General features: G+C 58.7%; 32 protein-coding genes. 21 read left to right on the top strand and 11 right to left on the bottom strand.

Features of this window, described 5'->3' with window-relative positions; all coding sequences use genetic code 11:
• Positions 1 to 100: 100 nt before the first annotated feature.
• Together ACJ8IN_RS01155 and ACJ8IN_RS01150 are read left to right on the top strand one after the other, a co-directional pair.
• The gene (locus ACJ8IN_RS01155) at positions 101 to 325 is read left to right on the top strand and encodes a hypothetical protein (protein WP_004934623.1); all 225 of its coding nucleotides are present in this window, start codon (positions 101 to 103) and stop codon (positions 323 to 325) included.
• Positions 322 to 588, top strand: coding sequence for a hypothetical protein (locus tag ACJ8IN_RS01150; RefSeq protein WP_308325802.1), 267 nt, complete (start codon positions 322 to 324; stop codon positions 586 to 588). Before ACJ8IN_RS01155 ends, ACJ8IN_RS01150 begins: the two co-directional genes overlap by 4 nt.
• Before the next feature lie 9 nt (positions 589 to 597).
• Here the strand turns inward: ACJ8IN_RS01150 and ACJ8IN_RS01145 are convergent, their stop codons facing one another.
• Genes ACJ8IN_RS01145 through ACJ8IN_RS01135 form a run of 3 tightly spaced genes read right to left on the bottom strand, consistent with a single transcriptional unit; the run spans position 598 to position 3,175 of the window.
• Positions 598 to 750, bottom strand: coding sequence for a DUF2474 domain-containing protein (locus ACJ8IN_RS01145; RefSeq protein ID WP_071605360.1), 153 nt, complete (start codon positions 748 to 750; stop codon positions 598 to 600).
• A 14-nt stretch (positions 751 to 764) separates the two neighbouring features.
• Positions 765 to 1,772, bottom strand: a complete 1,008-nt coding sequence (gene cydB / locus ACJ8IN_RS01140) for a cytochrome d ubiquinol oxidase subunit II (protein ID WP_033634913.1) — start codon at positions 1,770 to 1,772, stop codon at positions 765 to 767.
• Positions 1,773 to 1,774: 2 nt separating this feature from the next.
• Entirely contained in the window at positions 1,775 to 3,175 is a 1,401-nt protein-coding gene (locus ACJ8IN_RS01135) for a cytochrome ubiquinol oxidase subunit I (RefSeq protein WP_033647706.1), read from the bottom strand.
• A gap of 144 nt (positions 3,176 to 3,319) precedes the next feature.
• Between ACJ8IN_RS01135 and ACJ8IN_RS01130 the strand changes: the two genes are divergently transcribed.
• Positions 3,320 to 4,738 carry an aminotransferase-like domain-containing protein gene (locus ACJ8IN_RS01130; protein WP_033647705.1) on the top strand — a complete coding sequence of 473 codons (1,419 nt, stop codon included), beginning with the start codon at positions 3,320 to 3,322 and terminating at the stop codon, positions 4,736 to 4,738.
• 15 nt (positions 4,739 to 4,753) lie between these two features.
• On the opposite strand, the gene ACJ8IN_RS01125 is transcribed toward ACJ8IN_RS01130, so the two are convergent.
• Positions 4,754 to 5,728 carry an alpha/beta hydrolase gene (locus tag ACJ8IN_RS01125; protein ID WP_043147591.1) on the bottom strand — a complete coding sequence of 325 codons (975 nt, stop codon included), beginning with the start codon at positions 5,726 to 5,728 and terminating at the stop codon, positions 4,754 to 4,756.
• Positions 5,729 to 6,383: 655 nt separating this feature from the next.
• Here ACJ8IN_RS01125 and ACJ8IN_RS01120 point away from each other — a divergent pair.
• The 6 genes from ACJ8IN_RS01120 (at position 6,384) to ompC (ending at position 14,194) form a co-directional block, all read left to right on the top strand.
• Positions 6,384 to 7,598 carry an aspartate aminotransferase family protein gene (locus ACJ8IN_RS01120; RefSeq protein WP_033647702.1) on the top strand — a complete coding sequence of 405 codons (1,215 nt, stop codon included), beginning with the start codon at positions 6,384 to 6,386 and terminating at the stop codon, positions 7,596 to 7,598.
• Positions 7,599 to 7,650: 52 nt separating this feature from the next.
• A complete protein-coding gene (astA, locus tag ACJ8IN_RS01115) occupies positions 7,651 to 8,685 on the top strand; it encodes an arginine N-succinyltransferase (protein WP_060423482.1) in 1,035 nt (344 codons plus the stop codon).
• Positions 8,685 to 10,157 carry a succinylglutamate-semialdehyde dehydrogenase gene (gene astD / locus ACJ8IN_RS01110; RefSeq protein WP_060423778.1) on the top strand — a complete coding sequence of 491 codons (1,473 nt, stop codon included), beginning with the start codon at positions 8,685 to 8,687 and terminating at the stop codon, positions 10,155 to 10,157. The genes astA and astD overlap by 1 nt, the downstream gene beginning before the upstream one ends.
• Positions 10,158 to 10,209: 52 nt before the next feature.
• On the top strand, positions 10,210 to 11,550 hold the full coding sequence (astB, locus tag ACJ8IN_RS01105) for an N-succinylarginine dihydrolase (protein WP_101427031.1): 1,341 nt from the start codon (positions 10,210 to 10,212) through the stop codon (positions 11,548 to 11,550).
• A gap of 10 nt (positions 11,551 to 11,560) precedes the next feature.
• Positions 11,561 to 12,544: a succinylglutamate desuccinylase gene (gene astE, locus ACJ8IN_RS01100; RefSeq protein WP_308325801.1), complete on the top strand. Its 984-nt coding sequence runs from the start codon at positions 11,561 to 11,563 to the stop codon at positions 12,542 to 12,544.
• A 567-nt stretch (positions 12,545 to 13,111) separates the two neighbouring features.
• Positions 13,112 to 14,194 carry a porin OmpC gene (ompC, locus tag ACJ8IN_RS01095; protein WP_308325800.1) on the top strand — a complete coding sequence of 361 codons (1,083 nt, stop codon included), beginning with the start codon at positions 13,112 to 13,114 and terminating at the stop codon, positions 14,192 to 14,194.
• 242 nt (positions 14,195 to 14,436) lie between these two features.
• Here the strand turns inward: ompC and ACJ8IN_RS01090 are convergent, their stop codons facing one another.
• Together ACJ8IN_RS01090 and ACJ8IN_RS01085 are read right to left on the bottom strand one after the other, a co-directional pair.
• Complete coding sequence (locus tag ACJ8IN_RS01090; RefSeq protein ID WP_033654433.1) at positions 14,437 to 14,661, bottom strand: biofilm development regulator YmgB/AriR family protein; 225 nt, start codon at positions 14,659 to 14,661, stop codon at positions 14,437 to 14,439.
• 123 nt (positions 14,662 to 14,784) lie between these two features.
• Complete coding sequence (locus ACJ8IN_RS01085) at positions 14,785 to 14,976, bottom strand: YebW family protein (RefSeq protein ID WP_004934567.1); 192 nt, start codon at positions 14,974 to 14,976, stop codon at positions 14,785 to 14,787.
• A gap of 228 nt (positions 14,977 to 15,204) precedes the next feature.
• On the opposite strand from ACJ8IN_RS01085, the gene lysM reads away from it, so the two are divergent.
• From lysM to ACJ8IN_RS01060, 5 genes are all read left to right on the top strand, one after another.
• On the top strand, positions 15,205 to 15,651 hold the full coding sequence (gene lysM / locus ACJ8IN_RS01080; RefSeq protein WP_033634902.1) for a peptidoglycan-binding protein LysM: 447 nt from the start codon (positions 15,205 to 15,207) through the stop codon (positions 15,649 to 15,651).
• A 278-nt stretch (positions 15,652 to 15,929) separates the two neighbouring features.
• Entirely contained in the window at positions 15,930 to 16,070 is a 141-nt protein-coding gene (locus tag ACJ8IN_RS01075; protein WP_162846225.1) for a hypothetical protein, read from the top strand.
• Positions 16,071 to 16,093: 23 nt separating this feature from the next.
• Positions 16,094 to 16,258, top strand: coding sequence for a hypothetical protein (locus ACJ8IN_RS01070; protein WP_162846224.1), 165 nt, complete (start codon positions 16,094 to 16,096; stop codon positions 16,256 to 16,258).
• A 105-nt stretch (positions 16,259 to 16,363) separates the two neighbouring features.
• Entirely contained in the window at positions 16,364 to 17,305 is a 942-nt protein-coding gene (locus tag ACJ8IN_RS01065) for a pirin family protein (RefSeq protein WP_074026458.1), read from the top strand.
• A 427-nt stretch (positions 17,306 to 17,732) separates the two neighbouring features.
• Positions 17,733 to 18,086 (top strand): DUF1304 domain-containing protein, encoded by a 354-nt coding sequence (locus tag ACJ8IN_RS01060; RefSeq protein WP_033654431.1) that lies wholly within the window; start codon positions 17,733 to 17,735, stop codon positions 18,084 to 18,086.
• A 21-nt stretch (positions 18,087 to 18,107) separates the two neighbouring features.
• Here ACJ8IN_RS01060 and ACJ8IN_RS01055 read toward each other — a convergent pair whose 3' ends face one another.
• Both ACJ8IN_RS01055 and ACJ8IN_RS01050 read right to left on the bottom strand, forming a co-directional pair.
• Positions 18,108 to 18,494, bottom strand: a complete 387-nt coding sequence (locus tag ACJ8IN_RS01055) for a helix-turn-helix domain-containing protein (RefSeq protein WP_004927697.1) — start codon at positions 18,492 to 18,494, stop codon at positions 18,108 to 18,110.
• Between the two features lie 447 nt (positions 18,495 to 18,941).
• Positions 18,942 to 19,154, bottom strand: coding sequence for a YccJ family protein (locus ACJ8IN_RS01050; RefSeq protein WP_004927694.1), 213 nt, complete (start codon positions 19,152 to 19,154; stop codon positions 18,942 to 18,944).
• A 184-nt stretch (positions 19,155 to 19,338) separates the two neighbouring features.
• Here ACJ8IN_RS01050 and ACJ8IN_RS01045 point away from each other — a divergent pair, with 184 nt between their 5' ends.
• On the top strand, positions 19,339 to 19,578 hold the full coding sequence (locus tag ACJ8IN_RS01045; RefSeq protein ID WP_004927692.1) for a DUF2766 family protein: 240 nt from the start codon (positions 19,339 to 19,341) through the stop codon (positions 19,576 to 19,578).
• A 40-nt stretch (positions 19,579 to 19,618) separates the two neighbouring features.
• On the opposite strand, the gene ACJ8IN_RS01040 is transcribed toward ACJ8IN_RS01045, so the two are convergent.
• The gene (locus tag ACJ8IN_RS01040) at positions 19,619 to 19,852 is read right to left on the bottom strand and encodes a YobH family protein (protein ID WP_004927690.1); all 234 of its coding nucleotides are present in this window, start codon (positions 19,850 to 19,852) and stop codon (positions 19,619 to 19,621) included.
• Between the two features lie 161 nt (positions 19,853 to 20,013).
• Between ACJ8IN_RS01040 and ACJ8IN_RS01035 the strand changes: the two genes are divergently transcribed.
• Both ACJ8IN_RS01035 and ACJ8IN_RS01030 read left to right on the top strand, forming a co-directional pair.
• The gene (locus tag ACJ8IN_RS01035) at positions 20,014 to 20,172 is read left to right on the top strand and encodes a PhoP/PhoQ regulator MgrB (protein WP_004927688.1); all 159 of its coding nucleotides are present in this window, start codon (positions 20,014 to 20,016) and stop codon (positions 20,170 to 20,172) included.
• Between the two features lie 81 nt (positions 20,173 to 20,253).
• Entirely contained in the window at positions 20,254 to 20,529 is a 276-nt protein-coding gene (locus ACJ8IN_RS01030; RefSeq protein ID WP_033647694.1) for a YebO family protein, read from the top strand.
• Positions 20,530 to 20,565: 36 nt separating this feature from the next.
• On the opposite strand, the gene fos is transcribed toward ACJ8IN_RS01030, so the two are convergent.
• Positions 20,566 to 20,973: a fosfomycin resistance glutathione transferase gene (gene fos, locus ACJ8IN_RS01025; RefSeq protein WP_060426065.1), complete on the bottom strand. Its 408-nt coding sequence runs from the start codon at positions 20,971 to 20,973 to the stop codon at positions 20,566 to 20,568.
• 170 nt (positions 20,974 to 21,143) lie between these two features.
• Here fos and ACJ8IN_RS01020 point away from each other — a divergent pair, with 170 nt between their 5' ends.
• The 3 genes from ACJ8IN_RS01020 to ACJ8IN_RS01010 all read left to right on the top strand — a co-directional run bounded on the left by ACJ8IN_RS01020 (position 21,144) and on the right by ACJ8IN_RS01010 (position 23,293).
• Positions 21,144 to 21,446 carry a phage protein NinX family protein gene (locus ACJ8IN_RS01020; RefSeq protein WP_004927682.1) on the top strand — a complete coding sequence of 101 codons (303 nt, stop codon included), beginning with the start codon at positions 21,144 to 21,146 and terminating at the stop codon, positions 21,444 to 21,446.
• Positions 21,447 to 21,519: 73 nt separating this feature from the next.
• Positions 21,520 to 21,756 carry a DUF4060 family protein gene (locus ACJ8IN_RS01015; protein WP_004927680.1) on the top strand — a complete coding sequence of 79 codons (237 nt, stop codon included), beginning with the start codon at positions 21,520 to 21,522 and terminating at the stop codon, positions 21,754 to 21,756.
• A 175-nt stretch (positions 21,757 to 21,931) separates the two neighbouring features.
• Complete coding sequence (locus tag ACJ8IN_RS01010; protein ID WP_060421412.1) at positions 21,932 to 23,293, top strand: amino acid permease; 1,362 nt, start codon at positions 21,932 to 21,934, stop codon at positions 23,291 to 23,293.
• 46 nt (positions 23,294 to 23,339) lie between these two features.
• Here ACJ8IN_RS01010 and ACJ8IN_RS01005 read toward each other — a convergent pair whose 3' ends face one another.
• Positions 23,340 to 23,630 (bottom strand): hypothetical protein, encoded by a 291-nt coding sequence (locus ACJ8IN_RS01005; RefSeq protein ID WP_033647690.1) that lies wholly within the window; start codon positions 23,628 to 23,630, stop codon positions 23,340 to 23,342.
• Positions 23,631 to 23,850: 220 nt separating this feature from the next.
• On the opposite strand from ACJ8IN_RS01005, the gene ACJ8IN_RS01000 reads away from it, so the two are divergent.
• Positions 23,851 to 24,885 (top strand): MBL fold metallo-hydrolase, encoded by a 1,035-nt coding sequence (locus ACJ8IN_RS01000; RefSeq protein WP_308325799.1) that lies wholly within the window; start codon positions 23,851 to 23,853, stop codon positions 24,883 to 24,885.
• The last annotated feature ends 105 nt before the right edge of the window (positions 24,886 to 24,990 follow it).

Raw genomic sequence — 24,990 nt, 5'->3', positions numbered from 1 at the left:
ATGCGGATTGTGCGAGGCGTTACGCAGTTCACTAATTGAACGATAGTTGCCCTTCCAGTAGACTTTCCTCCTGTGAATCAACGGCCACAGGAGGTGGACTATGCGCAGCTTGCCGATTCGGTTATCCAATGAAATCGACGACAGTTTGAACGATATTGCCCGGCGTCACGGGATGGCCAAAACCGACGTCATACGGCTGGCGTTTGCTTTAATGACGATTGCCGACCGTGAGTGGATGAAACAGGATGGTTCCCGCCTCGGTATCGTGCGTGAAAGCGACGAGGGGCTGGAGGCAGTCGCCGTGGTGGTGGGGATTTTTCCATGAAGCCGCAAAATGAGCGCCCGCAGCTCGATGCTGAAAGGTTGTATTTGGATCCTTCACTGGTCTTCGACGAAATGGAGCGGCTGCGCCTGGCGCGCCAGGTATTGTGCGGGATATTCGCGGTCAGCGTGGGCGTATTCGCCGCCCACGCGTATTGGGACAAAAATGAAGTGCTCGGACAAACGTTCGAACTGGTGAAGATCGGCGCCTTGCCGCTGGTTACGCTGGTGGTTTCCTTCTACTTTCCCACCAGCGCGGCCAGATAAGGCGCCGCGTCAATGCGACTTCATGCCCGCCGCGGTCATCAGCAGGCGGAACAGCGAGGCGACCACGAACAGCCCCAGCACGCTGGCGCTCCAGATGATCACCAGCCAGCCGATGCGTTTCCACCAGGGCGCCGGCGCGGCGGTTGCCGTTTTATCTTGCATAGCGTCCTCCCTTCTCAGTGATAGCCGTGTTCATGGCTGATCTTGCCGCGGAACACGTAGTAGCTCCAGAAGGTGTAGACCAGAATGATCGGGATGATGAACAGCGCGCCCACCAGCATAAAGCCGAGGCTCTGCGGCGGGGCGGCGGCGTCCCAAAGGCTGATGGCCGGCGGGATCAGGTGCGGCCAGATGCTGATGCCAAGCCCGCTCAGGCCGAGGAACACCAGCAGCAGCGTCAGCATGAACGGCGAGTAGTGCGCGCCGCGTTTCACCCCGCGCTGAATTCCCCAGGCGCTGAGCAGCACCAGCACCGGCACCGGCAGCAGCCAGAACAGATTCGGCAGCGTAAACCAGCGGGCGGCGATTTCAGGATGCGCGATCGGCGTCCAGATACTGACCGCGGCCAGCACCAGCAACAGGATCGCCAGCAGCGGCGTCGCCAGATGATACATGCGCGCCTGCAGATCACCGGCGGTTTTCATCACCAGCCAGGTGCAGCCTAGCAGGGCGTAGGTCACCACCAGCCCCAGCCCGCAGAACAACGCGAACGGCGTCAGCCAGTCCAGTGCGCCGCCGGCGTAGGTGCGGCCTTCGACCGGGAAGCCGTTGATCACGGCGCCCACCACCACACCCTGGCTGAAGGTGGCGAAGATTGAGCCCCAGATGAATGCCTTGTCCCAGATATGGCGTTTCTCCGGCGTCGCCTTGAAGCGAAACTCGAAGGCCACGCCGCGGAAAATCAGCCCGATCAGCATCAGCGTCAGCGGGATCGCCAGCGCGTCGAGGATCACCGAGTAGGCCAGCGGGAAGGCGCCGAACAGCGCGGCGCCGCCCAGCACCAGCCAGGTCTCATTGCCGTCCCACACTGGGGCGACGGTGTTCATCATCAGATCGCGGTCGCCGCTCTCTTTCACCCACGGAAACAGGATGCCGATGCCCAGGTCGAAACCGTCCATCACCACGTACATCATGGTGCTGAACACGATGATCACAAACCAAATCAGCGGAAGATCGATGCCCATGTTCAGCTCCTGTCGTCCAGAGTGTCGTTGACCGCGGACAGCGGACGCGCCGGCCGGCCCTCGGTATTGTCTTCTTGGTGTTCATGCGGCTGCGGCCCTTTGCGGATCAGGCGCATCATGTAGGAATAGCCCACGCCGAACACCGAGCAGTAGACGATGATGAACGCCAGCAGGCTGATGCTCATGTGCAGATCGCCGTGCGCGGAGACCGCGTCCTTGGTGCGCAGCAGGCCGTACACCACCCACGGCTGGCGGCCGATCTCGGTGGTGAACCAGCCCGCCAGCAGCGCCAGCAGCCCGGAAGGGCCCATCCACAGGATGAAGTACAGGAACGGACGCGACTGATACAGCCCGCCGCGCCAGCGCAGCCACAGGCTCCACACCCCGGCCAGGATCATCAGCATGCCCAGCCCGACCATGATGCGGAACGACCAGAACACCACGGTGGAGTTGGGGCGATCTTCCGGCGGGAAGGATTTGAGCGCCGGCACCTGTTCGGTCAGGCTGTGGGTCAGGATCAGGCTGCCGAGGTACGGTACTTCCAGCTTGAAGCGGGTCTCTTCGCGCTCCATGTCCGGCCAGCCGACCAGGATCAGCGGCGTGGCTTCGCCCGGCGGGTTTTCCCAATGGCCTTCGATGGCGGCGATCTTCGCCGGCTGGTGTTTCAGCGTATTCAGGCCATGCGCATCGCCGATCAGCGCCTGCACCGGCGCGACGATCAGCGCCATCCACATCGCCATCGACAGCATTTTGCGCATCGCCGGTGTATCGCGGCCGCGCAGCAGGTGCCAGGCGGCGGAGGCGCCGACGAAGAACGCCGAGGAGAGGAAGGCGGCGGTGGACATGTGCAGCAGGCGGTACGGGAAGGACGGGTTGAAGATCACCTTCAGCCAGTCGACCGGTACCACCTGGCCGTTGATGATTTCATGCCCCTGTGGCGTCTGCATCCAGCTGTTGGAGGCCAGGATCCAGAAGGTGGAGATCAGCGTGCCGAGCGCCACCATGCAGGTGGCGAAGAAGTGCAGGCCGGGGCCGACGCGGTTCCAGCCGAACAGCATTACGCCGAGGAAACCGGCTTCGAGGAAGAAGGCGGTCAGCACTTCATAGGTCAGCAGCGGCCCGGTAATGCTGCCGGCGAACTCGGAGAAGAAGCTCCAGTTGGTGCCGAACTGATAGGCCATCACCAGCCCGGACACCACGCCCATGCCGAAGTTGACGGCGAAAATCTTTGACCAGAAGTGGTAAAGCTCACGGTAGGCTTCATTGTGCGTTTTCAACCATAACCCTTCCAGCACCGCCAGATAGCTGGCTAAACCGATGGTGATGGCGGGGAAGATGATATGGAAAGACACGGTGAAGGCGAACTGTATTCTGGCGAGTTCCAGTGCATCAAGACCCAGCATGGCGCCTCCTAGGGTTGAACATAAATTAACCTCTTGAGTATAGCTGTCATTTTTATGTGAAATACTTGGCGTTAAGTTAAGCACGGAGTACAGTGACTATAATAGTGACAGTTATTTTACTTTTTCATATAACAGTTAATGGTTATGACCCGATACGAGCAGCTTGCGCAGCAGATTAGAGAACAGATCCAGAACCGGGTGTGGCGGGCGGGCGACAAACTGCCTTCGCTGCGCGAGAGCGGCAAACGCGCCGGATTGAGCCTGATGACGGTAGTGCAGTCTTACCAACTGCTGGAGAGCCAGGGGTGGATCGTCGCCCGCCCGCAGTCGGGCTACTACGTGGCGGCGCGCCCGCAGCCGCTGCCCCAGCCTTCGCGCGGCGAGAAGCTGTTGCTGAGCGAGCAGGTGGACATCAACGCCTTTATTTTCGACGTGCTGCAGGCCTGCAAGGATCCGGATATCGTGCCTTTCGGTTCGGCCTTTCCCGACGCCACGCTGTTCGCCCAGCCGAAGCTGGCGCGCGCGCTGAGCAGCGTGGCGCGCAAGTTCACGCCGCACAGTTCGCTGGCCAACCTGCCGCCGGGCAACGACGCGCTGCGGCGGCACATCGCCCAACGCTATGCGCTGAGCGGCATGCAGGTCGCGCCGGACGAAATCGTCATCACCGCCGGGGCGATGGAGTCGCTCAGCCTCAGCCTGCAGGCGGTGACCCAGCCGGGCGACTATGTGGCGATCGAATCGCCGGCGTTTTACGGCGCGCTGCAGGCGCTGGAACGGCTGCGGTTAAAGGCGGTGGCGATCGCTACGCATCCGCAGGACGGCATCGATCTGGACGCGCTGCAGCAGGCGGTGGACCAGTATCCGATCAAAGCCTGCTGGTTGATGACCCATTTCCAGAACCCGCAGGGCGCCACCCTGCCGGAGGCCAACAAGCAGCGTCTGGTGACGCTGCTGCGCGAACGGCAGATCTCGCTGATTGAAGACGACGTCTACGGCGAACTGTACTTCAGCGCGGAACGGCCGCTGCCGGCCAAGGCGCTCGACAGCGGCGGCCAGATCCTGCACTGCTCGTCGTTTTCCAAATGCCTGGCGCCGGGCTTTCGCGTCGGCTGGGTGGCGGCGGGGCGTTATGCGCAGCAGATCCAGCGTTTGCAGCTGATGAGCACCGTTTCCACCAGCGTGCCGACCCAGATGGCGCTGGCGGATTATCTGCTGCACGGCGGCTACGATACCCATCTGCGGCGGCTGCGGCGCCTGCTGGCCCAGCGCCAAAGCGCGATGCGTCAGGCGATCGCCCACCATTTCCCGCCGACGGTGAAGGTCAGCCAGCCCGACGGCGGCTACTTCCTGTGGCTGGAGCTGGATCCGGCGCTGTCGTCGATGGAGCTCTACCGGCGCGCGCTTTCCCGGGGCATCAGCATCGCGCCGGGGCGCATGTTTACCACCGGCGACCATTTCAACCACTGCTTCCGTCTCAACGCCTCTTTTGAATGGAACGATCGGTTTGAAGAGGCGATCAAAACCTTAGCCAAGCTTATCCGGGGGCTGGCGGCGGCAGGCTGAACGGCACACCTGGCGTCAGGACAGATAGTGCTTCAACGCGCGCCCGGCCTGGTGGATCGCCGAATGCACCGCCGGGACGTGGGCGAGCGGATTCAACAGGCCGTAGTCGTGGATCAGCCCGTTATAGCGGGTGGAGGTGACCTCGACGCCGGCGGCATCGAGCAGACGCGCGTAGGCTTCGCCCTCATCGCGCAGCACGTCCAGCTCGGCGGTTTGCACCAGCGCCGGCGGCAACCCCCGCAGCTGGTCCGGCGTGGCGTTGAGCGGCGAGGCGTAGATGTCTTTGCGCTGCGCCTTATCGGGCGCGTAACTGTCCCAAAACCACTTCATCATGTTGCGGGTCAGGAAATGGCCTTCGGCAAACTGATGATAGGAATCGGTATCAAACTGGGCGCGGGTGACGGGCCACAGCAGGATCTGGCAGCGCAGCGCCGGTATGCCTTTCTGTTTGGCCATCAGGCTGACCACCGCCGCCATATTGCCGCCGGCGCTGTTGCCGACCACCGCCAGCCGCGAGCCGTCGACGTTGATCTTCTCGCCGTACTCGGCCACCCATTCGGTGGCGGCGTAAGCCAGGTTGATCGCCTCAGGGTAGCGCACCTCCGGTGAGCGGGGATAATTGACGAACACCGCCGCCGCACCTGAGCTGTGCACCAGATCGCGCACCAGCCGTTCATGGGTGGGAAAATCGCCCAGCACCCAGCCACCGCCGTGGAAGAACATGAATACCGGCAGCGCCTCTTTGACCCTGGCCGGCCGCACCAGCTGCAGCAGAATATCCTGACCTTCTACGTGAATGGTTTTCTCGCTGATCTCGACCTCGCGCAGCGGCACCTCGACGCTGCGTTGCGCGTCCTCCAACACCCTGCGCGCCTCTTTGGGCTTCATCTGTTCCATAGGTTTACCGCCGCCGGCATTCAGCGCGTCGAGAAACGCGCGGATGTCGTGTTGGGCGTGCGGCTGGCTGAGATCGACGGTTTTCTTGGGCATGGGGACTCCTTGTGCGCAAAAGAGAAGGGGCGGTCAGGATCACAGTGTAGTCGCTGGCGCACAAAGCAGGAGCCGCGGCCAGCGTGGCCCCTTTTGGCCGGTGGGGTCTCGCGTCGCTGCCGCGATGCACCATTCTGGCGCACTGCTGCACCCGCTGGGGGCAAAAAGTGTGATAGCGAGCAAATCGGACGAAATTATTTTTGCGAGCCCGATCAGAAATCCTGAAGTTTTTCGCAATTGAATAGGATTTCGCGCGCAATGATGATTTTAGGCCTTATTTTTTAATTTATGCATTACCAATGCATAGAAAATGAATAACTATGCAATATAAGCCGTTGTTTTAACGTCAAAAATAGCAAAATCCGGTAAAAATCCCGTTTTGGCACGATAGCTGCTCTACACTCTTTATCAAACGACATGTATTTTAACTGCTCGTTAACATTTACTCCCCGCTCAGGGACCGGATATACGCCATAAATAGTGAAAAACCGATTTTATGTAACAGATTTGTTTCTAAATCAGCGGTAAGGGGCAGCATTTTCTCCGCCGTGAAAGTCGGTTTTGAACAACGGTTTTTTTGCAATGTGGCGGCCTAGCCGGGCCTGAGCGGCCCTTACAGTCAAAATTCAGCCTTTGCTGAGATTATGAGGTCACTATGGAACAGCCAATCGCAGTTACCCGCCAGTCTTTCGATGACTGGATGGTCCCGGTTTATGCCCCTGCCGATTTTATTCTGGTGCGGGGAGAAGGCTCGCAGGTGTGGGATCAGCAGGGTAAGTCTTACATCGACTTCGCCGGCGGCATCGCGGTTAACGCGTTGGGGCATGCGCACCCGGCGGTCAAGGCGGCGCTGGTGGAGCAGGCGGGCAAACTGTGGCATCTGGGCAATGGCTATACCAACGAACCGGTACTGCGCCTGGCCAAAAAATTGATCGACGCCACCTTCGCCGACAAGGTGTTCTTCTGCAACTCGGGCGCCGAAGCCAACGAAGCGGCGCTGAAACTGGCGCGCAAGCATGCGCACGACCAGCACGGCGCCGGTAAAGATCAGATTGTGGCGTTCAACAACGCGTTCCACGGCCGCACGCTGTTTACCGTGTCCGCCGGCGGCCAGCCAAAATACTCGCAGGACTTTGCGCCGCTGCCGGGCGGCATCACCCATACGCCGTACAACGATCTGGCCGCGGCGGCCGAGCTTATCAACGATCGCACCTGCGCGGTGATCGTCGAGCCGATCCAGGGCGAAGGCGGCGTGCTGCCGGCGGAAGCCAGTTTCCTGCAGGGGCTGCGTGAGCTGTGCGATCGTCATAATGCGCTGCTGATCTTCGACGAAGTGCAGACCGGCGTCGGCCGCACCGGCCATCTGTATGCCTACATGCAGTACGGCGTGGTGCCGGACGTGCTGACCACCGCCAAAGCGCTGGGCGGCGGCTTCCCTATCGGCGCCATGCTGACCACCGATGCGCTGGCGAAAACGCTGGGCGTCGGCACCCACGGCACCACCTACGGCGGCAACCCGCTGGCGACGGCGGTGGCGGGGACGGTGTTCTCCATCATCAACACCCCGGAAGTGCTGGAGGGCGTCAAACAGCGTCACCAGTGGTTTATCGACGGGTTGAACGACATCAACCGTCAGTACCCGATCTTCGCCGACATTCGCGGCGGCGGTTTGCTGATCGGCTGCCAATTGACGAAAGACTATGCAGGCAAAGCGAAGCAGATCACCCAACTGGCCAACGAAGAAGGCGTTATCGCGCTGATCGCCGGCCCGGACGTGGTGCGTTTCACGCCGTCGCTGATCATCCCTGAGCAGGATGTGAAAGAGGGGCTGGCGCGATTCGCGCGCGCCGTGGCGCGCATTTGCAGCTAATCAGCGGGCTGCGCCTTCACCGGCGCAGCCTGATTCAGAAGAGGTTCGCATTATGATGATTATTCGCCCTATAGAGCGTCGCGATCTGGCGGATTTATTGACGCTGGCCGGTAAATCCGGCATCGGTCTCACTTCACTGCCGCAAAATGAAGATACCCTGTCGGCACGCATTGAGCGGGCGTTAAAAACCTGGCAAGGCGAACTTCCGCAAAGTGACCAGTGTTATCTGTTCGTGTTGGAAGACAGCGAGCGCCGTCAGGTGGTCGGGGTCTGCGCGATCGAAGTGGCCGTCGGCCTGGCGGAACCCTGGTACAGCTTCCGCGTCGGCACGCAGGTGCACGCTTCCAAACAGCTGAACGTCTATAAATCGGTGCCGACGCTGTTCCTCAGCAACGACCATACCGGCCATTCGGAGCTGTGCACGCTGTTCCTCGATCCGGATTATCGTCACGGCGAGAACGGCAAGCTGCTGTCGAAGGTGCGTTTCCTGTTTATTGCCGCGTTCCGCGAACGTTTCTCCCGGCGCCTGATCGCCGAGATGCGCGGTTTCTCCGATGAAAACGGCCGATCGCCGTTCTGGGAGAGCGTCGGGCGCCATTTCTTTTCCATCGAGTTCGCCAAGGCGGACTACCTGAGCGGCACCGGGCAAAAGGCGTTTATCGCCGAACTGATGCCGAAACACCCGTTGTATGTCGATTTCCTGGCCGAAGACGCGCAGAAAGTGATCGGCGAAGTGCATCCGCAAACCCTGCCGGCGCGCCGATTGCTGGAGACGGAAGGCCTGAGCTATCAGGGCTACGTCGATATCTTCGACGGCGGCCCGACGCTGGAAGCCGAGATCGACCACATCCGCGCGGTGAAGCAGAGCCGCTTGGTGAAAGTGGTGCTGGATGACACGCCGATGCGCGCCGATGCGCCGGTGCATCTGGTGGCCAACGACAACTATCAGCACTACCGCGCACTGTTGGTCAATGCCGAACTGTATGACGACCGCCTGCATCTCAACGCCGCCACCGCGGCGGCGCTGGGCGTCGAGCAGGGCAGCCCGGTGCGGGTGCTCCCCCTTATTGCACAGGAGAAAGCATGATGTCTCATCCTGCACTGTTGATTAACGGCGTCTGGCGGCAGGGCCGCGGCGCCGAGTTCGGCAAGGCCGATCCGGTCGGCAACCAGCCGCTGTGGCGCGCCAACGCCGCCGATACCGACGACGTCGCCGCCGCCTGCGAGGCCGCGCGCGCCGCGTTCCCGGCCTGGGCGCGTACGCCGTTCGAGCAGCGCGAACAGCTGGTAAAACGCTTCGCCGCCTTGCTGGAAGAACACAAGCAGTCGCTGGCGGAAACCATCAGCCGCGAGACCGGCAAACCGCGCTGGGAAACGCTGACCGAAATTCAGGCGATGATCGGCAAGGTGGGCATTTCGCTGCAGGCCTATCAGACGCGCACCGGCTTTAGCCAGACGGCGATGGCCGACGGCGCTTCGGTGCTGCGCCATCGTCCGCACGGCGTGCTGGCGGTGTTCGGGCCTTACAACTTCCCCGGCCATCTGCCGAACGGCCATATCGTGCCGGCGCTGTTGGCCGGCAACTGCGTGGTATTCAAACCGAGCGAGCTGACGCCGCTGACCGCCGAGGAGACCCTGAAGCTGTGGCTGCAGGCGGGTCTGCCGGACGGGGTGATCAACCTGGTGCAAGGCGGCCGCGAGACCGGCGAAGCGCTGGCGGCCAGTGCGGATATCGATGGCCTGCTGTTTACCGGCAGCGCCGGCACCGGCTATCACCTGCATCGCCAATTGGCGGGGCAGCCGGAGAAGATCCTGGCGCTGGAGATGGGCGGCAACAACGCGCTGATCGTCGACGGTTTTGACGATCGCGATGCGGCGGTCAACCTGGCTATCCAATCGGCGTTTATCTCCGCCGGCCAACGCTGCACCTGTTCACGCCGTATTCTGGTGAAGCAGGGGGCGGAAGGCGATGCCTTTATCGAACGTTTGGTCCAGGTGGCGGGCGAACTGCGCGTCGGCCGCTGGGATGCCGAACCGCAGCCGTTCATGGGCGGGGTGGTGTCGGCAGCCGCGGCGGAAAACATGCTGAACGCGCAGCAGCGCTTGCTGGCGCTGGGCGGCAAATCGCTGCTGAGCATGCGCCTGCTGGAACCGGGCAGTTCGCTGCTCAGCCCGGGCATCGTCGATCTGACCGGCGTGGCCGGCGTACCAGACGAAGAGTATTTCGGCCCCTTGACCACCATCGTGCGTTACCGCGATTTCGACGAGGCGCTGCAGCTGGCCAACCGGACGCGCTACGGCCTGTCGGTGGGGCTGGTATCGCCGCAGCGCGCGCTGTTCGAGCGGCTGCTGCTGGAAGCGCGCGCCGGCATCGTCAACTGGAACAAGCCGCTGACCGGGGCGTCCAGCGCGGCGCCGTTCGGTGGCGTGGGGGCCTCCGGCAACCATCGCCCAAGCGCCTTCTATGCGGCGGACTATTGCGCCTGGCCGATGGCTTCGCTGGAAAGCGAAAGCCTGTCGCTGCCGGCGACGCTCTCGCCGGGCTTGTCGTTCCGTTAATCGTCTGCGGCGGCTCGATGGCGCCGCCGCAGGCCATCCCCAGGGGATAGCCATGTCAGGATATGAAGTCAATTTCGACGGTTTGGTGGGGCCGACGCACCACTATGCCGGGCTGTCGTTCGGCAATGAGGCCTCGACGCAGCACCAAAACAGCGTATCGAACCCGAAGCTGGCGGCGAAACAAGGTTTGCTGAAAATGAAGGCGCTGGCCGATCTCGGTTTCCAGCAAGGAGTATTGCCGCCGCAGGAGCGGCCGCACTTGCCGATGCTGCGGCGCCTGGGTTTCAGCGGCAGCGATGAGGCGGTGCTGGCGCAGGCGATGCGCCAGTCGCCGCGCCTGCTGTCGGCGCTCAGCTCGGCATCTTGCATGTGGACCGCCAATGCGGCCACCGTGTCGCCTTCGGCGGACAGCGCCGACGGCAAGGTGCATTTCACCGCCGCCAACCTGAACAACAAATTCCACCGCGCCATCGAAGCGGAAACCACCACCGCCGTATTGCGGGCGATGTTCAGCGACGATCGGCATTTCGCCCACCATGAGGCGTTGCCGCAGGTGGCGTTGTTCGGCGACGAAGGGGCCGCCAACCACAACCGTTTGGGCGGCGACTACGCCAGGCGCAGCGTGCAGGTGTTCGTCTACGGTCGGCAGGAGTTCGGCGGCGAAACGGCGCCGGCGCGTTATCCGGCGCGCCAGACGCGCGAAGCCGGTGAGGCGATCGCTCGCCTGCATCAGCTGGACGAGCAGCATACGGTCTTCGTGCAGCAAAACCCGGCGGTGATCGATCAGGGCGTGTTCCATAACGACGTGATTGCGGTCAGCAACCAAAATGTACTGTTCCACCACCAGCAGGCGTTTCACCGCCAGCAGCAGGCGCTGGATGAAGTGCGCCGCAAGATGGCGTCGCTGGACAGCGAGCTGGTGGCGATCGAGGTGCCGACCGAGCGCGTTTCGGTGGCGGACGCGGTGGCGACCTACTTGTTCAACAGCCAAATTCTTACCAAACCGAACGGCAGGATGATGATCGTGGTGCCGGAAGAGTCGCGTCAGCACGCCGGCGTGTGGCGTTATCTGAACGACATGGTCGGCAGCGGCGGCCCGATCGATGAAATCCGCGTGTTCGACCTGCGCGAAAGCATGCGCAACGGCGGCGGCCCGGCCTGCCTGCGGCTGCGGGTGGCGCTCAACGAACAAGAGTTGAGAGCGGTCAATCCGCGCGTGATGATGAACGAGCGGCTGTTTGCGACGCTGAACGAATGGGTGGATCGTCATTACCGCGATCGCCTGACGCAGGATGACCTGGCCGATCCGCTGCTGCTGCGCGAAGGGCGCGAGGCGCTGGATTCGCTGACGTCGATCCTCGGCCTCGGTTCCATCTATCCATTCCAACGCTAAGGGAGGCGGCATGATCGATCTACTGCCCCTGACGCTGGAAGGGAACGAACCCGTCGAATGGCAGGGTGAAACACCACAGCTGCGCTGGCGCTGGCAGGGGGAAGGGGTGCTGGAGCTCACGCCGCGGCAGCCTTACCGCCAGGCGATGGTGATGTCGGCGGGCGTGCACGGCAACGAAACCGCGCCGATTGAACTGCTCAATCAGCTGGTCGGCGATCTGCTGGCCGGCCGGTTGCCGCTGAAGGTGCGGCTGTTGGTGGTGCTGGGTAACCCGGCGGCGATGCGGGCCGGCAAGCGTTATCTGCACAGCGATATGAACCGCATGTTCGGCGGCCGCTACCGCAACTTCGCCGCCAGCGGCGAAACCGTGCGCGCGCAGCAGTTGGAGCGTGCGCTCGCCGCCTTTTTCGATGGCGAGCAGGCGGCGCGTTTCCACTACGATTTGCACACCGCCATCCGTGAATCGCGTTTGCCGCGCTTCGGCATTCTGCCCTTCCAGAAACGCCCGTACAGCGAGCCGATGTTGCAGCTGCTGGATGCCGCCGATCTGGATGCGCTGGTGGTGCACAGCGCGCCGGGCGGTACCTTTAGCCACTACTCCAGCGAACATCTCAATGCGGCGAGCTGTACGCTCGAGTTGGGCAAGGCGCGGCCGTTCGGCAGTAACGATCTGCAGCAATTCGCCGCCATCGATCGCGCGCTGCGGGCGGCGGTCAGCGAAGGGCCCCTGCCGATGCGTGCGGGCGCCGAGATTCGGGTTTTCCGTGTGATGCACTCGTTGATCAAGCACAGCGAAGATTTCAAGCTGCACCTGGACGATGACACGGCCAACTTCACCGAGCTGAAACCGGGGATGTTGCTGTGCGAGCAGCCGCAGGAGGAGTATCGCGTGGGCCAGGAGGGGGCGTGGATACTGTTCCCTAACCCCGGTGTGGCGTTGGGCCTGCGTGCCGGTATGTTGTTGAGCGAAATTTCCCGTTCTACGCTGTATTGATTTATCCACGGCGGCGCCCTCAGCGCGCTGCCGTTATTCCCTTCATTATTTTAGTCTGCTATTTCCCGCTATTTTAATTGCCGTAAGGCGAATTTTATTCGTTCTGAAGAGATTCCCTTATGTGAATGAATAAAAGGCGGTGTCAGATGATTAGCTGAAAGTCTTAATTGCCTGGTGAATATGTTAAGACAAAAATGTGAAATAAGTAACGTTTTTAATAACCATGCTAATTTTATTGTTACTTTTGAATCGCGCAGAAAGCACGCAAAACGAAACCTAAATGCACCATATTGGTGCGTTGCACCATTTTGGTTATAACTTATGTGGCAAAATATTCATATATTCAATTGGTTGTGTGATGTTTGTTTTGTAATGTTTAGTTACAAATAAACATGCTTTCTCCTCGTTGTTTCATGAACTTTTTGATTTTAAGTTTTGATTCATGATGCTAATGTCACATCACCCCCGTATTAGGGGTGCTCATAAAATACCAAAAGATAAAATCACAGCCCAAATTATAAATGGGCGTGACGGGCAGGGTTCTAATTATAATATCTAGGAAAATAAATGATGAAACGCAGTGTATTAGCCTTAGCTGTCGCCCTCGGGGCGATCACCTCCTTCGCCAACGCGGCTGAAATCTACAATAAGGATGGCAATAAACTCGACCTGTACGGCCGCGTTAACGCCAAGCATTATTTCAGCGACAGTAAATCCAACGACGGTGATATGACCTATGTTCGCCTGGGCTTCAAAGGCGAAACGCAAATCAATGATCAGTTGACCGGGTACGGCCAGTGGGAATACAACGTCCAGGCCAATCACGACGAAGCGCAGGGCACTACCGGCACCAAAACGCGTCTGGGCTTCGCGGGGCTGAAATTCGGCAACTACGGTTCTTTCGACTACGGCCGAAACTACGGTGTGGTCTATGACGCCGAGGCCTACACCGACATGCTGCCGGAGTTCGGCGGCGACTCCTACAGCTATACCGATAACTTTATGACCGCCCGTTCCAACGGTTTGGCCACCTACCGCAACCGTGATTTCTTCGGTTTGGTGGACGGCCTGAATCTGGCGGTGCAGTACCAGGGTAAAAACGATAGCGACGGCCGCAGCGTGACCAAGCAAAACGGCGACGGTTACGGCCTGTCTCTGGACTATCAGGACATCGGCGGTTCCGGCATCGGCGTAGCGGCGGCGTTCTCCGACTCCAACCGCACCAGCGCTCAAAAAGCGCTGCAGTACGGTAAAGGCGACAGCGCCACCGCATGGACCACCGCGGTGAAATACGATGCCAACCAGGTTTACCTGGCTGCGATGTATGCCGAAACCCGCAACATGACGCCGATCAGCGTCAACGGCACTTCCGGTTTCGCGAATAAAACGCAAAACTTCGAAGTTGTGGCCCAGTATCAATTCGAGAACGGTCTGCGTCCTTCCGTGGCTTACGTGCAGTCCAAAGGCAAGGATATCGAAGGGATCGGTGATGCCGACCTGGTGAAATACGTGGAAGTGGGGGCGACTTACTACTTCAACAAAAATATGTACACCTACGTTGATTACCAAATCAACCAGCTGAGCGACGATAACAAACTGAAATTGGCCAACGATGATATTGTTGCCGTCAGCCTGACGTATCGCTTCTAATCTGCAATTCTCTTACCTTCATCCTGTGTCGGGATTGGTAATCAGGCGGGGCGCAAGCCCCGCCTTAGCTCGTTGACAAAGGCGGAAAAAGCGTGGTTTTTCCTTCTTTGTGGTGAGCAACCGAAAATCAATGAATTGATTTCCCTTATTTTAAATGCTGTTTTCGGTAAACCTGGCAATGTCATCAGGCTTGTCATTCACCTCAGGCGGGGCGCAAGCCCGGCCTTCGTTTTATCGGGATCTCAGCCTTTGGGCGCCAGCCCGACCAGCTCAATGGCGGAACGCAGCGCGGCGAAACGTTGCTGATCCTGCTCACGCTCTATTTCGTTCACCAGCTGTGAAAGAATATTGCTGCCGGAGACCTTTTTATGGTTTTGGATTAACTGCAACACTGCGTCGCCTAACGCCAGGCTGACGTCGTGCAGCAGAGTTTCATATTGCTCGTTGGAGTGAGCCGATGCTGGCATGACCTTTCTCTGTCTCTTTCTTCTTCGGGAGCCGCAATTTAGCAAAACAGCGGCCTTATGCCTCGGAGGAAGACGCAGTTTCCGATGAAATCAGAAATTCCTCAGCGTCGCGCGGGGAGGGCGTTAAAAATCCGAATATTCGCTGGCTGGCAACCAGAAGCCGTCGATAAACTCTTCCATGGGATAACAGCCGGCGTGTCGCAAGTTCTGTTCCTTCATTGCGACCAGGCATTGCGGCTCGTCGCGCAATATGTCGACCACCATTTCACTGCAGCCACCATCCAGATAACAGACAAACATCACCAATGCGTACATCGTTGCACGCCTCCTTCGTCGAGTTGCTCTGTCTGCAACAGTGTAGGTAAAAAAGCGCGATTTTTCAGCATCATTGCGCGATTAATCGCCACCGAAACGCCGTTGACGACACTTTCGGAATACTCTAACCGTTTCTGACGTCGTGAGCGGATGGCATATCCTTTTGTCGATGCTAAGCTTAACAAGCCTTACTTAAACGCATTAGTGAAACCATCAAAAGGAGTGAATATGGGCTTGTTTAACTTCGTCAAAGAAGCGGGCGAAAAACTGTGGGACACAGTCACCGGCAATGCCTCCGCCGAAGATCAAGGCGCCAAACTCAAGGAGCATCTCGATAAGAGCGGCTTGCCGGGCACCGACAAAGTCAATGTGCAGGTGATCGATGGTAAAGCCGTAGTGACCGGCGACGCCGTCAGCCAGGAGTTAAAAGAGAAGATCCTGGTGGCTGTCGGCAACGTGGCGGGCATCAGCGGCGTGGAGGATAAGGTGGCGGTGACGCAACCCGACGCCGAGAGCCGCTTCTATACCGTGAAGAAGGGCGATACGCTGAGCGCCATCTCTAAAGAGATGTACGGCAACGCCAATCAGTACAACAAGATTTTCGAAGCCAACAAGCCGATGCTGTCGAGCCCGGACAAGATTTATCCTGGGCAGGTGTTGCGTATCCCGCAATAACGCGTCGGTCTGCCATAGCCCGGTTGCGTACCGGGCTTTTTTTTGTCCTCTGCAATAGGCGTCTCTTATTTCCCTGCGATCTTGATGCCGGTTACATTTCCCCTGTGTACCCGCTCGCTTGCCGGCAGGCGCGGTGTTGACCCTGATGGGGAAAATTGATAGCGTCATCCCCCGGTTGAGCCGGAACGACCAAGGCGGCAACGTTGGCGCCTTATTCTGAGGGGATGTTTTGCCCCGTCAAACAGCAATGCAGCAGTTGAACGAGTGAAACCGATTTAGTGAAACAACAGCGTAACGCCTCAACGGATAAAAACTATCGAGAAACCTTGGGTGATGCGCAATTTGCGATCGTCGTGTTGGCGGTGGCGTCCTGCTCACTGATTATCTTTACGCTGGCGGTCACGCTGTGGGTGACCTGACGCGATTAACTAGGGGAGATAAAATGGAGCCTAATCTCCATGATGAGACCAAACTGCTGGCGATTATCGGCCTGTTGGTGTCTGTGCTGCTGGTGGTATCAATTCTCTTTGGCGTGACCTATTTCTCCGATCTCAGGCACGCGCAGGACGATATAGACATCATGAGCTGCTATATCAAAGCGTCCTGATCCGCGCAACTGCGCCTGAGCGTCGCCGCTCTGTGGGGAAGCTGTCTTGTGTTAAGCTTGGGCGGTTACCCTTGGCGAATCGGCGCCATTCAGGAGGTTTTTGCGATGAGTCAGTCACGTCCTACGCTCTCTTCACCTGCACGCGAATGCCCTGTCGTTGACGGCGTGCGCCAGATACAACGTATTGCCGTGCGTAACGCAGAAGTGGGGGGCATCCCGATCAACCGTGCGTTACCAACCCGGGAGCGGCGCACCGTCGGCGCCTGGTGTTTTCTCGATCACGCCGGGCCGACGGTCTTCAACGGCACCTCGCCCGGCATGGATGTGGGGCCGCATCCGCACATCGGGCTGCAAACGTTCACCTGGATGATAGAGGGGGAGGTGCTGCACCGAGACAGCCTCGGCAGTGAGCAGGTGATTCGCCCGGGCCAGGTTAATCTGATGACCGCAGGGCGCGGCATTGCGCATACCGAACAGTCGGTGGGTGAGCAACGGCGATTGCATGCCGCACAATTATGGATCGCGCTGCCGGCCGAACATGCCGACATGGCGCCACGCTTCGATCATTATCCTGACTTGCCGCAATGGCAGAATAACGGCGTGAATCACCGTTTGCTGGTGGGGGAATTTGGCGCTTACCGTTCACCGGTGTTTACGCTTTCGCCATTAATCGCCATTGATCTGGAATGGCAGGAAGCGGCGAGGATCGAATTGCCGCTGCGCGATGATTATGAAATCGGCTTTTTGCCCCTTATTGGTGCATTTGAACTTAATGGTGAAACTTTTTCACCTGATGAGTTCGCCTATTTGGGCATGAAGAATAACTCTATTGGGTTAAATGCGCAAAAGGGCAGCCGGGGATTATTAATCGGTGGGGCGCCATTAAACGAAGAGGTCCTTATCTGGTGGAATTTTGTTGGCCATAGCAAGGCTGAAATTACTCGGGCTCAGCATGATTGGGAACAAGGGGCGCCGCGCTTCCCGGCGGTTAGCGGTTATTCTGGTGAGCGCATGACCGCGCCACGCCTGCCCTGGAGCGATGTTTGATAGCGTTAGGATATAATCGCCGCGATTATTCGGCTTATTTCGCTCTAATAAGGCGCAATTAATGTGATCGCGGCTCCAGCTTTACGACAATATAAGGTTTATCGGCGGAAAAGTGATCTGGCGCATATAATGACAGCGAGAAGAAGTTTAGGATAATCCTCAGGAAGTAAGGTTGTCTCCCGTTAGTCAGATGTCAGTGAGGTCATTATGAGCCAGGTACTCTATCGTGCAAGACTGTCCCATGTCGTGGTTGCCACGGCGCTGTTTTGGGCCTCTGTCGCGGCATTGTTGGTCGCCGTATTAAACTAACCTCAAAAAATGACTCCTGCATAAACCCGCCTCGGCGGGTTTTTTTATCTCCGCCGATGGGAAGATGAGAGGCGGAGTTTATAATTGATGGCATCTTCAATAAACGACCGGGATCCTCATGAAGCTCTTTGCCGATATTTTGCTGCTGCTCATCGCAGCGCTCCATCTTTATATCCTGGTGCTGGAAATGTTCCTGTGGCGTACGCCACTCGGCAGGCGCGCATTCGGCACGACGGCGGAGTTCGCCGCCGCCACCCGGGTGCTGGCCGCCAATCAGGGGTTGTACAACGGCTTTCTGGCGGTGGGGTTGGCATGGAGCTACTGGCGTGGGGATATGGCGCTGCAGCTGTTCTTTCTCGGGTGCGTGTTGGCGGCCGGCGTGTTCGGCGGGCTGACCGCCAGCCGCAAAATTCTGTGGGTGCAGGCGCTGCCGGCCGCGATCGCGATACTGGCTGCATGGGCGGCGCGTTAACCCGCCGGTTTGCGGCGGGCTTCAGGCGGATTTTTGGTGAATGACGTGCAGCGGCGGATCGATATGCAGATCGACGCTCAAATCCTGGCGGAAATCATAGGGCGTGATATTAAAACGCTTTCTGAACATGTACGTGAAGTGAGACTGTGAACCGAAGCCAAAGTCCAGGGCAATATCGAAGATCGACGCTTCACTGCTGCGGAGTTGGTAGACCGCGCCGGCCAGACGGCGTTCGCGAATGTATTTGCCGAGCGAAATTCCCGTCGCTTCTTTGAACAGCTTCTGCATGTGCCACAGCGAGTAGCCGGAGTACTCGGCCAGCTCTTCGAGATGGATCACTCGTCCGAGGTGAGTTTCGACCCATTTGCTGAGGGCGCAGACCAATGAGAGGTGGTGTTCTTGTATCATCAGTGCGTCAGTGTGAGACCTACATAGCGATGAAGTATACACAACTTGCCGCCGTGGACAAAAACGCCGCCGGTGTCGGGCGGCAATTATTCGGAAAAACCGCGTAACCGCCGCTTGTCAGCCGAAAGGAAAAACGGCTAATCTGAGACGGTCACCGCCTCGGTGGGGGACGCAAAGAAGGCCGCAGCAAGTAACCGCCAAAACAGAGTCAGCCGTAACAACTCAACGTTGATGGGGTGATCGCATGTTAATGACAGTGATTATTACTCTGGTTGTAATCGTGGGCGTCGGCGCTTTTATGGCGATGCCGGTGATGAGCATGAAAAACGCGGAAGGTGTGGGAGGTGAAGAACCGTGAGAGCAAGAGATATTGCACGCCGCTGAGCGGGGCGAACGCCAATCGGGAAAGCCTGGGTCAGAAACCCGGGCTTTTTGTTGCGCAGGCGCTCAAACGTTTTTCCGCTCGACGGTTTCCTCTCCCCAATAAAGCTGGTCGGCGGTGGTTTTGGCAAAGGCCTTCTCCAGCGCTTCGTCGCTGCCTTCTTCCCAGATTTTCTGCGCCAACACTTCGTCGTTCCCTGCCAGTTCAAAAATGGCTTCGGCGATCTCCACCGAAGTTTCACGCACTGTCGCCCAGGATTTCACATTGTGATTCGCCATAACTTTCTCCTGTTGGTTGTGGCTTGGGGGTGGTTTTTGCCACCGTCATGCTGCAAGTATAGGCTAATCCGCCGCGGGCTTTTGCCCGGCGGTGCGCAGAAGGGGGAAAAAGACGGGGAGAGCGGGCAATGGCGCGGACGCCATGCTATTCTGTGCGGCGTTTGAATCAAGAAGGAAAGTTATTATGTCTGACATGCTGAGCAACGAGCAGGAATTGGCTTCCGATCTGGTCGCTTGCCAACTGGTCATCAAACAGATTCTGGACGTTATCGACGTGATTGCGCCGACCGAAGTGCGCGACAAGATGGCGGGTCAGCTCAAAAGCATCGATTTCTCCACGCACCCTGCTGGCGCCGATCCGGTGACCCGCCGAGCGATTGACAAGGCGATTGCGCTGATCGAGATGAAGTTTACCCGCAACTGAGGCGGAGCCGCCGCAGAGCGGCGGCGTCGGGCGGTGGCGGTTAATCCACCACCGTTTCGATTTTCTTGAACAGCGGGCAGTCGGCTACGCCGATGAAACCGTTGTCGCCATTTACGTACTGGGCGATCGCCACGTTACGCGCCGTCAGGTATTTGCACTGCAATCCCAACCCGCCAACGTTTTTGTTGCTGCCGATCAGCACGCCGTAGCCCGAGATCAAAAAGCCGCCGTAAATGACCGCCAACACCAGTACCCACTTAATCAATTTACTCATCGCATTTCCTCGTTGTCCCTGAGGGAGCATCTAGCCACGGCGCGCATGCGAGGGCAAGGGTAACAGTCTGAAAACCGGGCGATAGCCAGAAATCTAAACGAAAAGTTAAACTTCGTTTAACTTCGCTGTGATAACATGCGCGATAGATTACCCAGATAACAATGAGGCTGCTAAATTTGTTGCGAAAAAAAATCCTCGTGATAATGACGGCCGTCGCTGCCTGCCTGTTTTTCTACCTGCTGGCGCTGGACAGCTATTGCGACGATGGTGGAAATTTTGCGTTGGGCATCTGTTCGGTGACCCGCTTCGTACCCTGGTAAGCAATTTTCGGCAGGGATGTTCGCACGGCCGCCGCGAGTGTTAAGATGGCGGCCTGAATGTCGCAGTAGATAGGGTTTTTCATGTACGATTTAGGTTTTGGCCAGAACGGCCTGTTGTCACTGGCCCTCGCCGCCGTGGCGTTGCTGGCCGGGCTGTGGGTTTGGTTCCTGGTGAACCGCGCCAGCGTGCGCGCCAACGAGCAGATTCGCCTGCTGCAAGAGATTGCCGAGCAACAGCGTCAGCAAACGGCACTGTTGAAGCGTATGGCGCACCGCGCTGGCACTGACGGCGCTGCTGCTGACGACGACGATCTCAGCCCCGCGCTGGATTTCAAAGGTTTTATCCCCGAACGTTGAGCATGATGCTCCGGCTGCCGCTGCCGCCGGGGCGCCTCAGTAAAACACCATGCCCTGATAAGGTTTTTCCCGGCATGCCGCCAGGCGGCTGGCCAAATCGCCGGCATGGATCTCCAATTGATGCCCATCAGGATCGAGAAAATAAAGTGATTCGCCTTCGCTGCGATTGCTTTTCCACTCTTCGACGCCGGCCTGGCGCAACCGCTGGCTGGCCTGTTCAATGTGTTCCGGCGCTACGCTGAAGGCGTAATGGGTGTAATCGCGCTCGCGTTGTTGCGTGCGCCTTTCATCCAGCGACAGGCATAGCCACAACGGCCCCAACGAAAGATAGGCGCCGCCTTGCCAGCGGGCGTGCGGGGTAAAACCCAACAGATGACGATAAAAATCGAAGCTGCGATCGAGATCGCTGACGGCAAGCGTCAGGTGATTGAGGCCGGTCAACATGCATGCGTTTCCTGGGCGCAGAACAGAGAGAAAAGTGTACGCAGGCGCTCAGGAAAGATAAAGGGGGCAAAGCATTAGTAGAGATAATGTGAAAACCGGCGGCGCTGTCATAAAACTGTCGTACAGACATCGTAATGTAGCGCGAACCTTACGAAAGATGGATGAAGCCGATGATTAAATGGTACGAAGAAAGCGATGCCGAAGTGAACCGCAGCATCGCGCTGCTGACCGGAGAGAACCCGGACAAGTGGTATCCCTACGGTGGTGTGAAAGGTAAAGATTACTGCAAGAATCCCTCCGATGCCTGGCCGATCATTTGCGCCAACAAAATCAGTCTGAACCCCGATAACCAAAGCGACAGCCCGCAATGGCAGGCGCGCATGAGCACCCAGGGCGGTGAATGGCAGGCGGACAGCGCAAGCCCGCTGCGCGCGGCGATGATCTGCTTCCTGATGAGCCGACAGGCTAACTGAGTCAAAAATACCGGTGATTGGTAAGAGTTTCTCCTTTTTCTAATAACAGAGCTGTCGTTGGCGGAGGCTGTTTATGAAGCGCATTATCAAAGGTGATAAAAACTTGTCTCATCTGGTGATTGCCCATGCGGCGATCGATCGTCATGCCGAAAGCTTCGGCCAGCGCCGTCAGGGCTGGCCCTCGACCTACCTGATAAAATATCAAAACGATCGCGTGGCGGTGGAAGTGGTCACGCGTAGCCAATCTTATGTCGCCACGCTGATGATCGGCGCGCGCAACCTGACCAAACTGTGCGGAATGCCGGGCTAAACGCCGCTCTTATCCGCTTTCTCACGGTAAAAAAATCGCGCTCCGGCCTGCCGTCTCGGGGCGCTTCTCCTTGATGCTCACGGGGTTAAGTGTTAAAAAGCCGCCCGCAGATACATTTATTGATTGGTGAAATCTTGGCCGACAGCGGCAAGGGTGTACGCCATATGAGGATAAGATGGGCGGTCAGCATCAGGATACTCCGCTAAAACGCGGCTTAAAAAACAGACATATACAGCTTATTGCCCTCGGGGGCGCCATCGGTACCGGTTTATTTCTCGGCATTGCGCAAACCATTAAAATGGCCGGCCCCGCCGTGCTGTTGGGCTACGCCATCGGCGGTTTTATCGCGTTTTTAATCATGCGCCAGCTGGGCGAAATGGTGGTGGAGGAGCCGGTCGCCGGATCGTTCAGCCATTTTGCCTATAAATATTGGGGCGACTTCGCCGGCTTTCTTTCCGGCTGGAACTATTGGGCGATGTTCATTCTGGTCGGCATGGCAGAACTGACCGCTGTCGGCATCTACATTCAGTACTGGTGGCCGGAGATCCCCACCTGGGCCTCCGCCGCGCTGTTTTTCGTGCTGATCAACCTGATTAACCTGGTGAACGTGCGCCTGTACGGCGAAACCGAGTTTTGGTTCGCCATCATCAAAGTGGTGGCGATTGTCGGCATGATCGTGTTCGGCGCCTGGCTGTTGGTCAGCGGCAACGGCGGGCCGCAGGCCAGCATCACCAACCTGTGGCAGCAGGGCGGCTTTATGCCGCACGGCTTCTCCGGGCTGGTGATGGCGATGGCGGTGATCATGTTCTCGTTCGGCGGCCTGGAAATGGTCGGCATCACCGCGGCGGAAGCCGCCGATCCGCGCCGCAGCATTCCCAAAGCCACCAATCAGGTGGTGTACCGCATTCTGATCTTCTATATCGGCTCACTGACCGTGCTGCTGTCGCTCTATCCGTGGGGGCAAGTGGTGGAGGGGGGCAGCCCGTTCGTGCTGATTTTCCATGCGTTGAACAGCAATCTGGTGGCGACCGTGCTCAATGTGGTGGTGCTGACCGCCGCGCTGTCGGTCTACAACAGCGGCGTTTATGCCAACAGCCGCATGTTGTTCGGGCTGGCCAGCCAGGGCAATGCGCCGCAGGCGCTGACGCGGGTTAACAAGCGCGGCGTGCCGGTGCTGTCCATTGCGCTATCGGCGTTGATTACCTCGATCGGCGTGCTGATTAACTACCTGATGCCCGGCAAGGCGTTTGAGCTGCTGATGGCGCTGGTGGTTTCAACGTTGGTGATCAACTGGGTGATGATCTGCCTGGCGCACCTGAAATTCCGCGCCGCCAAGAACCGCCAGGGCGTCATTCCCAGCTTTAAGGCGCTGTGGTACCCGTTCGGCAACTACCTGTGCCTGGCGTTCCTCAGCCTGATTCTGGTGATTATGTATTTCAGCGAAGGGATCCGCATTTCGGTGTTGCTGATGCCGGTGTGGATTGCGGTGCTGTGGTGCGGGTTTATGCTGACGCGCCGTAAAGGCACCAAGCGTTAATCGGTATGCTGCGGAGGCGTATTGCGCGCCTCCGCTTCTTTTCTCGTTAGCCGCGCGGCATAAAGGCGCGCCCCTCACTATGCCCCCGCCCCAGCAGTTTCCGACACAGCAGCAGCAGGGTGCTGATCACGTCGATGGCGACCACGCTGAGCATCAGCAGGGTCAGCATGAAGAATCCGAGCAGCGAACCGCCCAGCACCACCAGCGGGGCAGGTACGCGCAGACGGCGCAGCTTCATGGCGAAATACATTTTCCAGTATTGCTTCTGCGCCAGCAGCGCGCTGCGAATACGGCGCCCCAGGCCGATGCCTGATTTGCGGGATGTAGAACGACTCATAACTTCTCCTTTTCTGTATGCCCTACAAGTCAATCACAAAGATCTTAAGAGAGTCTTAACGGGCTCTTGGCGGCCCTGGCTGTCTCACCGGAGTGAGACAACAGCATACGGCAAAAGGTCCCGAGATGCAGCGCACGGCTGACAAAGTGCGAGCTTCATCGGGTTTGTTACACTGAAAGTCATGCCCGTGCAGGGCGCAGTGGTCGGGAGAAAAGGCAGGATGAAGAGAATCAACCGTTATTACGACGCGGCCAAGGCGCATCACACGCCGGAGGGATTTCGCAACCCGGAACCCTCGCAGCGCCAGGAGGGCGACCTGCAGCGTTGGCAGGATGAACGCAAGCGGCAGGGGCTGCCCAGGCCGCCGCAGCAGGGCTACGCGCAATTTACCGAGCGTTGGTGGCAACCCGCCGATCTCAGCGGCGGCGATGACAGCATTTGGTGGCTTGGGCATGCGTCAATGCTGCTGCGGCTGGGCGGGCGCTATATCCTGATCGACCCGGTGTTGTCCGAACGCGCATCGCCGCTGAGCTTCTACGGCCCGAAGCGCAGAACGCCGACGCCGCTGACGGTGGGGCAACTGCCGGCGGTGGATGCGGTGCTGATCTCCCATAATCATTATGATCATCTCGACAGGCGCACGGTGCGGCAGCTGGCGCGGCGCTTTCCACAGGCCGAGTTTATCGTGCCGCTCGGATTGAAGCGCTGGTTTCGCCGCTATCGGCTGAAGGTGCATGAACTGGACTGGTGGCAGAGCCTGTCGCTGGGCGAACTGACGGTCTACGCCACGCCGGCGCGGCACTGGAGCATGCGCACGCTGTGGGATCGCAATCGCTCGTTGTGGTGCGGCTGGGTGATCCATCATCCGGTGCTGCGGTTTTATTTTTCCGGCGACAGCGGCTATTCGGAACGGCTGGCGGAGATCGGTCAACGGCTGGGGCCGTTCGACGTGGCGGCGCTGCCGATTGGCGCCTATGCGCCGCGCTGGTTCATGCAGGAGCAGCATATGGATCCGCAGCAGTCGGTGACGCTATATCGCGAGCTGAATCAGCCGCGCGCCATTCCCATCCATTGGGGGGTATTCGAATTGGCGGACGAATCGCTCGACGAGCCGCCGCAGCAGTTGAACCTGGCGCTGAGCGAGGCGGGGCTGGATCAGCATCAATTCCACCCGTTGAAGATTGGCGAGCGCATCGCGTTGCAGGACTCGCAGCAAGCGTTCTCTCTTCGCCCTGCGGTACCGGGGAAAGAATAAGATCAACGGTTTGAAAGCGTGGCGGTAATTAGCAGAATCGATAAGCACGGGTGGTGATTCAAATAACCACCCGATCTTCAAGATTTAATTCCATGCCACACTTTC

Source organism: Serratia sp. CY31944, assembly GCF_052169175.1.
GTDB classification, from domain to species: Bacteria; Pseudomonadota; Gammaproteobacteria; order Enterobacterales; family Enterobacteriaceae; genus Serratia; species Serratia sarumanii.
The sequence above is the reverse complement of the archived record's forward strand: the minus strand, read 5'-3'. Positions and strand labels throughout refer to the sequence as shown.

Coding starts and splice junctions, on each gene's coding strand:
- ACJ8IN_RS01005 (WP_033647690.1), bottom strand. CDS start 23,630: ATGAGTCGTTCTACATCCCGCAAATCAGGCATCGGCCTGGGGCGCCGT.
- ACJ8IN_RS01055 (WP_004927697.1), bottom strand. CDS start 18,494: ATGATACAAGAACACCACCTCTCATTGGTCTGCGCCCTCAGCAAATGG.
- ACJ8IN_RS01135 (WP_033647706.1), bottom strand. CDS start 3,175: ATGCTGGGTCTTGATGCACTGGAACTCGCCAGAATACAGTTCGCCTTC.
- ACJ8IN_RS01020 (WP_004927682.1), top strand. CDS start 21,144: ATGATTAAATGGTACGAAGAAAGCGATGCCGAAGTGAACCGCAGCATC.
- ACJ8IN_RS01000 (WP_308325799.1), top strand. CDS start 23,851: ATGAAGAGAATCAACCGTTATTACGACGCGGCCAAGGCGCATCACACG.
- ACJ8IN_RS01010 (WP_060421412.1), top strand. CDS start 21,932: ATGGGCGGTCAGCATCAGGATACTCCGCTAAAACGCGGCTTAAAAAAC.
- ACJ8IN_RS01090 (WP_033654433.1), bottom strand. CDS start 14,661: ATGCCAGCATCGGCTCACTCCAACGAGCAATATGAAACTCTGCTGCAC.
- ompC (WP_308325800.1), top strand. CDS start 13,112: ATGATGAAACGCAGTGTATTAGCCTTAGCTGTCGCCCTCGGGGCGATC.
- ACJ8IN_RS01040 (WP_004927690.1), bottom strand. CDS start 19,852: ATGAGTAAATTGATTAAGTGGGTACTGGTGTTGGCGGTCATTTACGGC.
- ACJ8IN_RS01030 (WP_033647694.1), top strand. CDS start 20,254: ATGTACGATTTAGGTTTTGGCCAGAACGGCCTGTTGTCACTGGCCCTC.
- astA (WP_060423482.1), top strand. CDS start 7,651: ATGATGATTATTCGCCCTATAGAGCGTCGCGATCTGGCGGATTTATTG.
- ACJ8IN_RS01045 (WP_004927692.1), top strand. CDS start 19,339: ATGTCTGACATGCTGAGCAACGAGCAGGAATTGGCTTCCGATCTGGTC.
- ACJ8IN_RS01120 (WP_033647702.1), top strand. CDS start 6,384: ATGGAACAGCCAATCGCAGTTACCCGCCAGTCTTTCGATGACTGGATG.
- cydB (WP_033634913.1), bottom strand. CDS start 1,772: ATGGGCATCGATCTTCCGCTGATTTGGTTTGTGATCATCGTGTTCAGC.
- ACJ8IN_RS01065 (WP_074026458.1), top strand. CDS start 16,364: ATGAGTCAGTCACGTCCTACGCTCTCTTCACCTGCACGCGAATGCCCT.
- ACJ8IN_RS01085 (WP_004934567.1), bottom strand. CDS start 14,976: ATGTACGCATTGGTGATGTTTGTCTGTTATCTGGATGGTGGCTGCAGT.
- ACJ8IN_RS01060 (WP_033654431.1), top strand. CDS start 17,733: ATGAAGCTCTTTGCCGATATTTTGCTGCTGCTCATCGCAGCGCTCCAT.
- astB (WP_101427031.1), top strand. CDS start 10,210: ATGTCAGGATATGAAGTCAATTTCGACGGTTTGGTGGGGCCGACGCAC.
- fos (WP_060426065.1), bottom strand. CDS start 20,973: ATGTTGACCGGCCTCAATCACCTGACGCTTGCCGTCAGCGATCTCGAT.
- ACJ8IN_RS01050 (WP_004927694.1), bottom strand. CDS start 19,154: ATGGCGAATCACAATGTGAAATCCTGGGCGACAGTGCGTGAAACTTCG.
- ACJ8IN_RS01125 (WP_043147591.1), bottom strand. CDS start 5,728: ATGCCCAAGAAAACCGTCGATCTCAGCCAGCCGCACGCCCAACACGAC.
- astD (WP_060423778.1), top strand. CDS start 8,685: ATGTCTCATCCTGCACTGTTGATTAACGGCGTCTGGCGGCAGGGCCGC.
- astE (WP_308325801.1), top strand. CDS start 11,561: ATGATCGATCTACTGCCCCTGACGCTGGAAGGGAACGAACCCGTCGAA.
- ACJ8IN_RS01015 (WP_004927680.1), top strand. CDS start 21,520: ATGAAGCGCATTATCAAAGGTGATAAAAACTTGTCTCATCTGGTGATT.
- ACJ8IN_RS01155 (WP_004934623.1), top strand. CDS start 101: ATGCGCAGCTTGCCGATTCGGTTATCCAATGAAATCGACGACAGTTTG.
- ACJ8IN_RS01145 (WP_071605360.1), bottom strand. CDS start 750: ATGCAAGATAAAACGGCAACCGCCGCGCCGGCGCCCTGGTGGAAACGC.
- ACJ8IN_RS01150 (WP_308325802.1), top strand. CDS start 322: ATGAAGCCGCAAAATGAGCGCCCGCAGCTCGATGCTGAAAGGTTGTAT.
- ACJ8IN_RS01130 (WP_033647705.1), top strand. CDS start 3,320: ATGACCCGATACGAGCAGCTTGCGCAGCAGATTAGAGAACAGATCCAG.
- ACJ8IN_RS01035 (WP_004927688.1), top strand. CDS start 20,014: ATGAGGCTGCTAAATTTGTTGCGAAAAAAAATCCTCGTGATAATGACG.
- lysM (WP_033634902.1), top strand. CDS start 15,205: ATGGGCTTGTTTAACTTCGTCAAAGAAGCGGGCGAAAAACTGTGGGAC.
- ACJ8IN_RS01070 (WP_162846224.1), top strand. CDS start 16,094: ATGGAGCCTAATCTCCATGATGAGACCAAACTGCTGGCGATTATCGGC.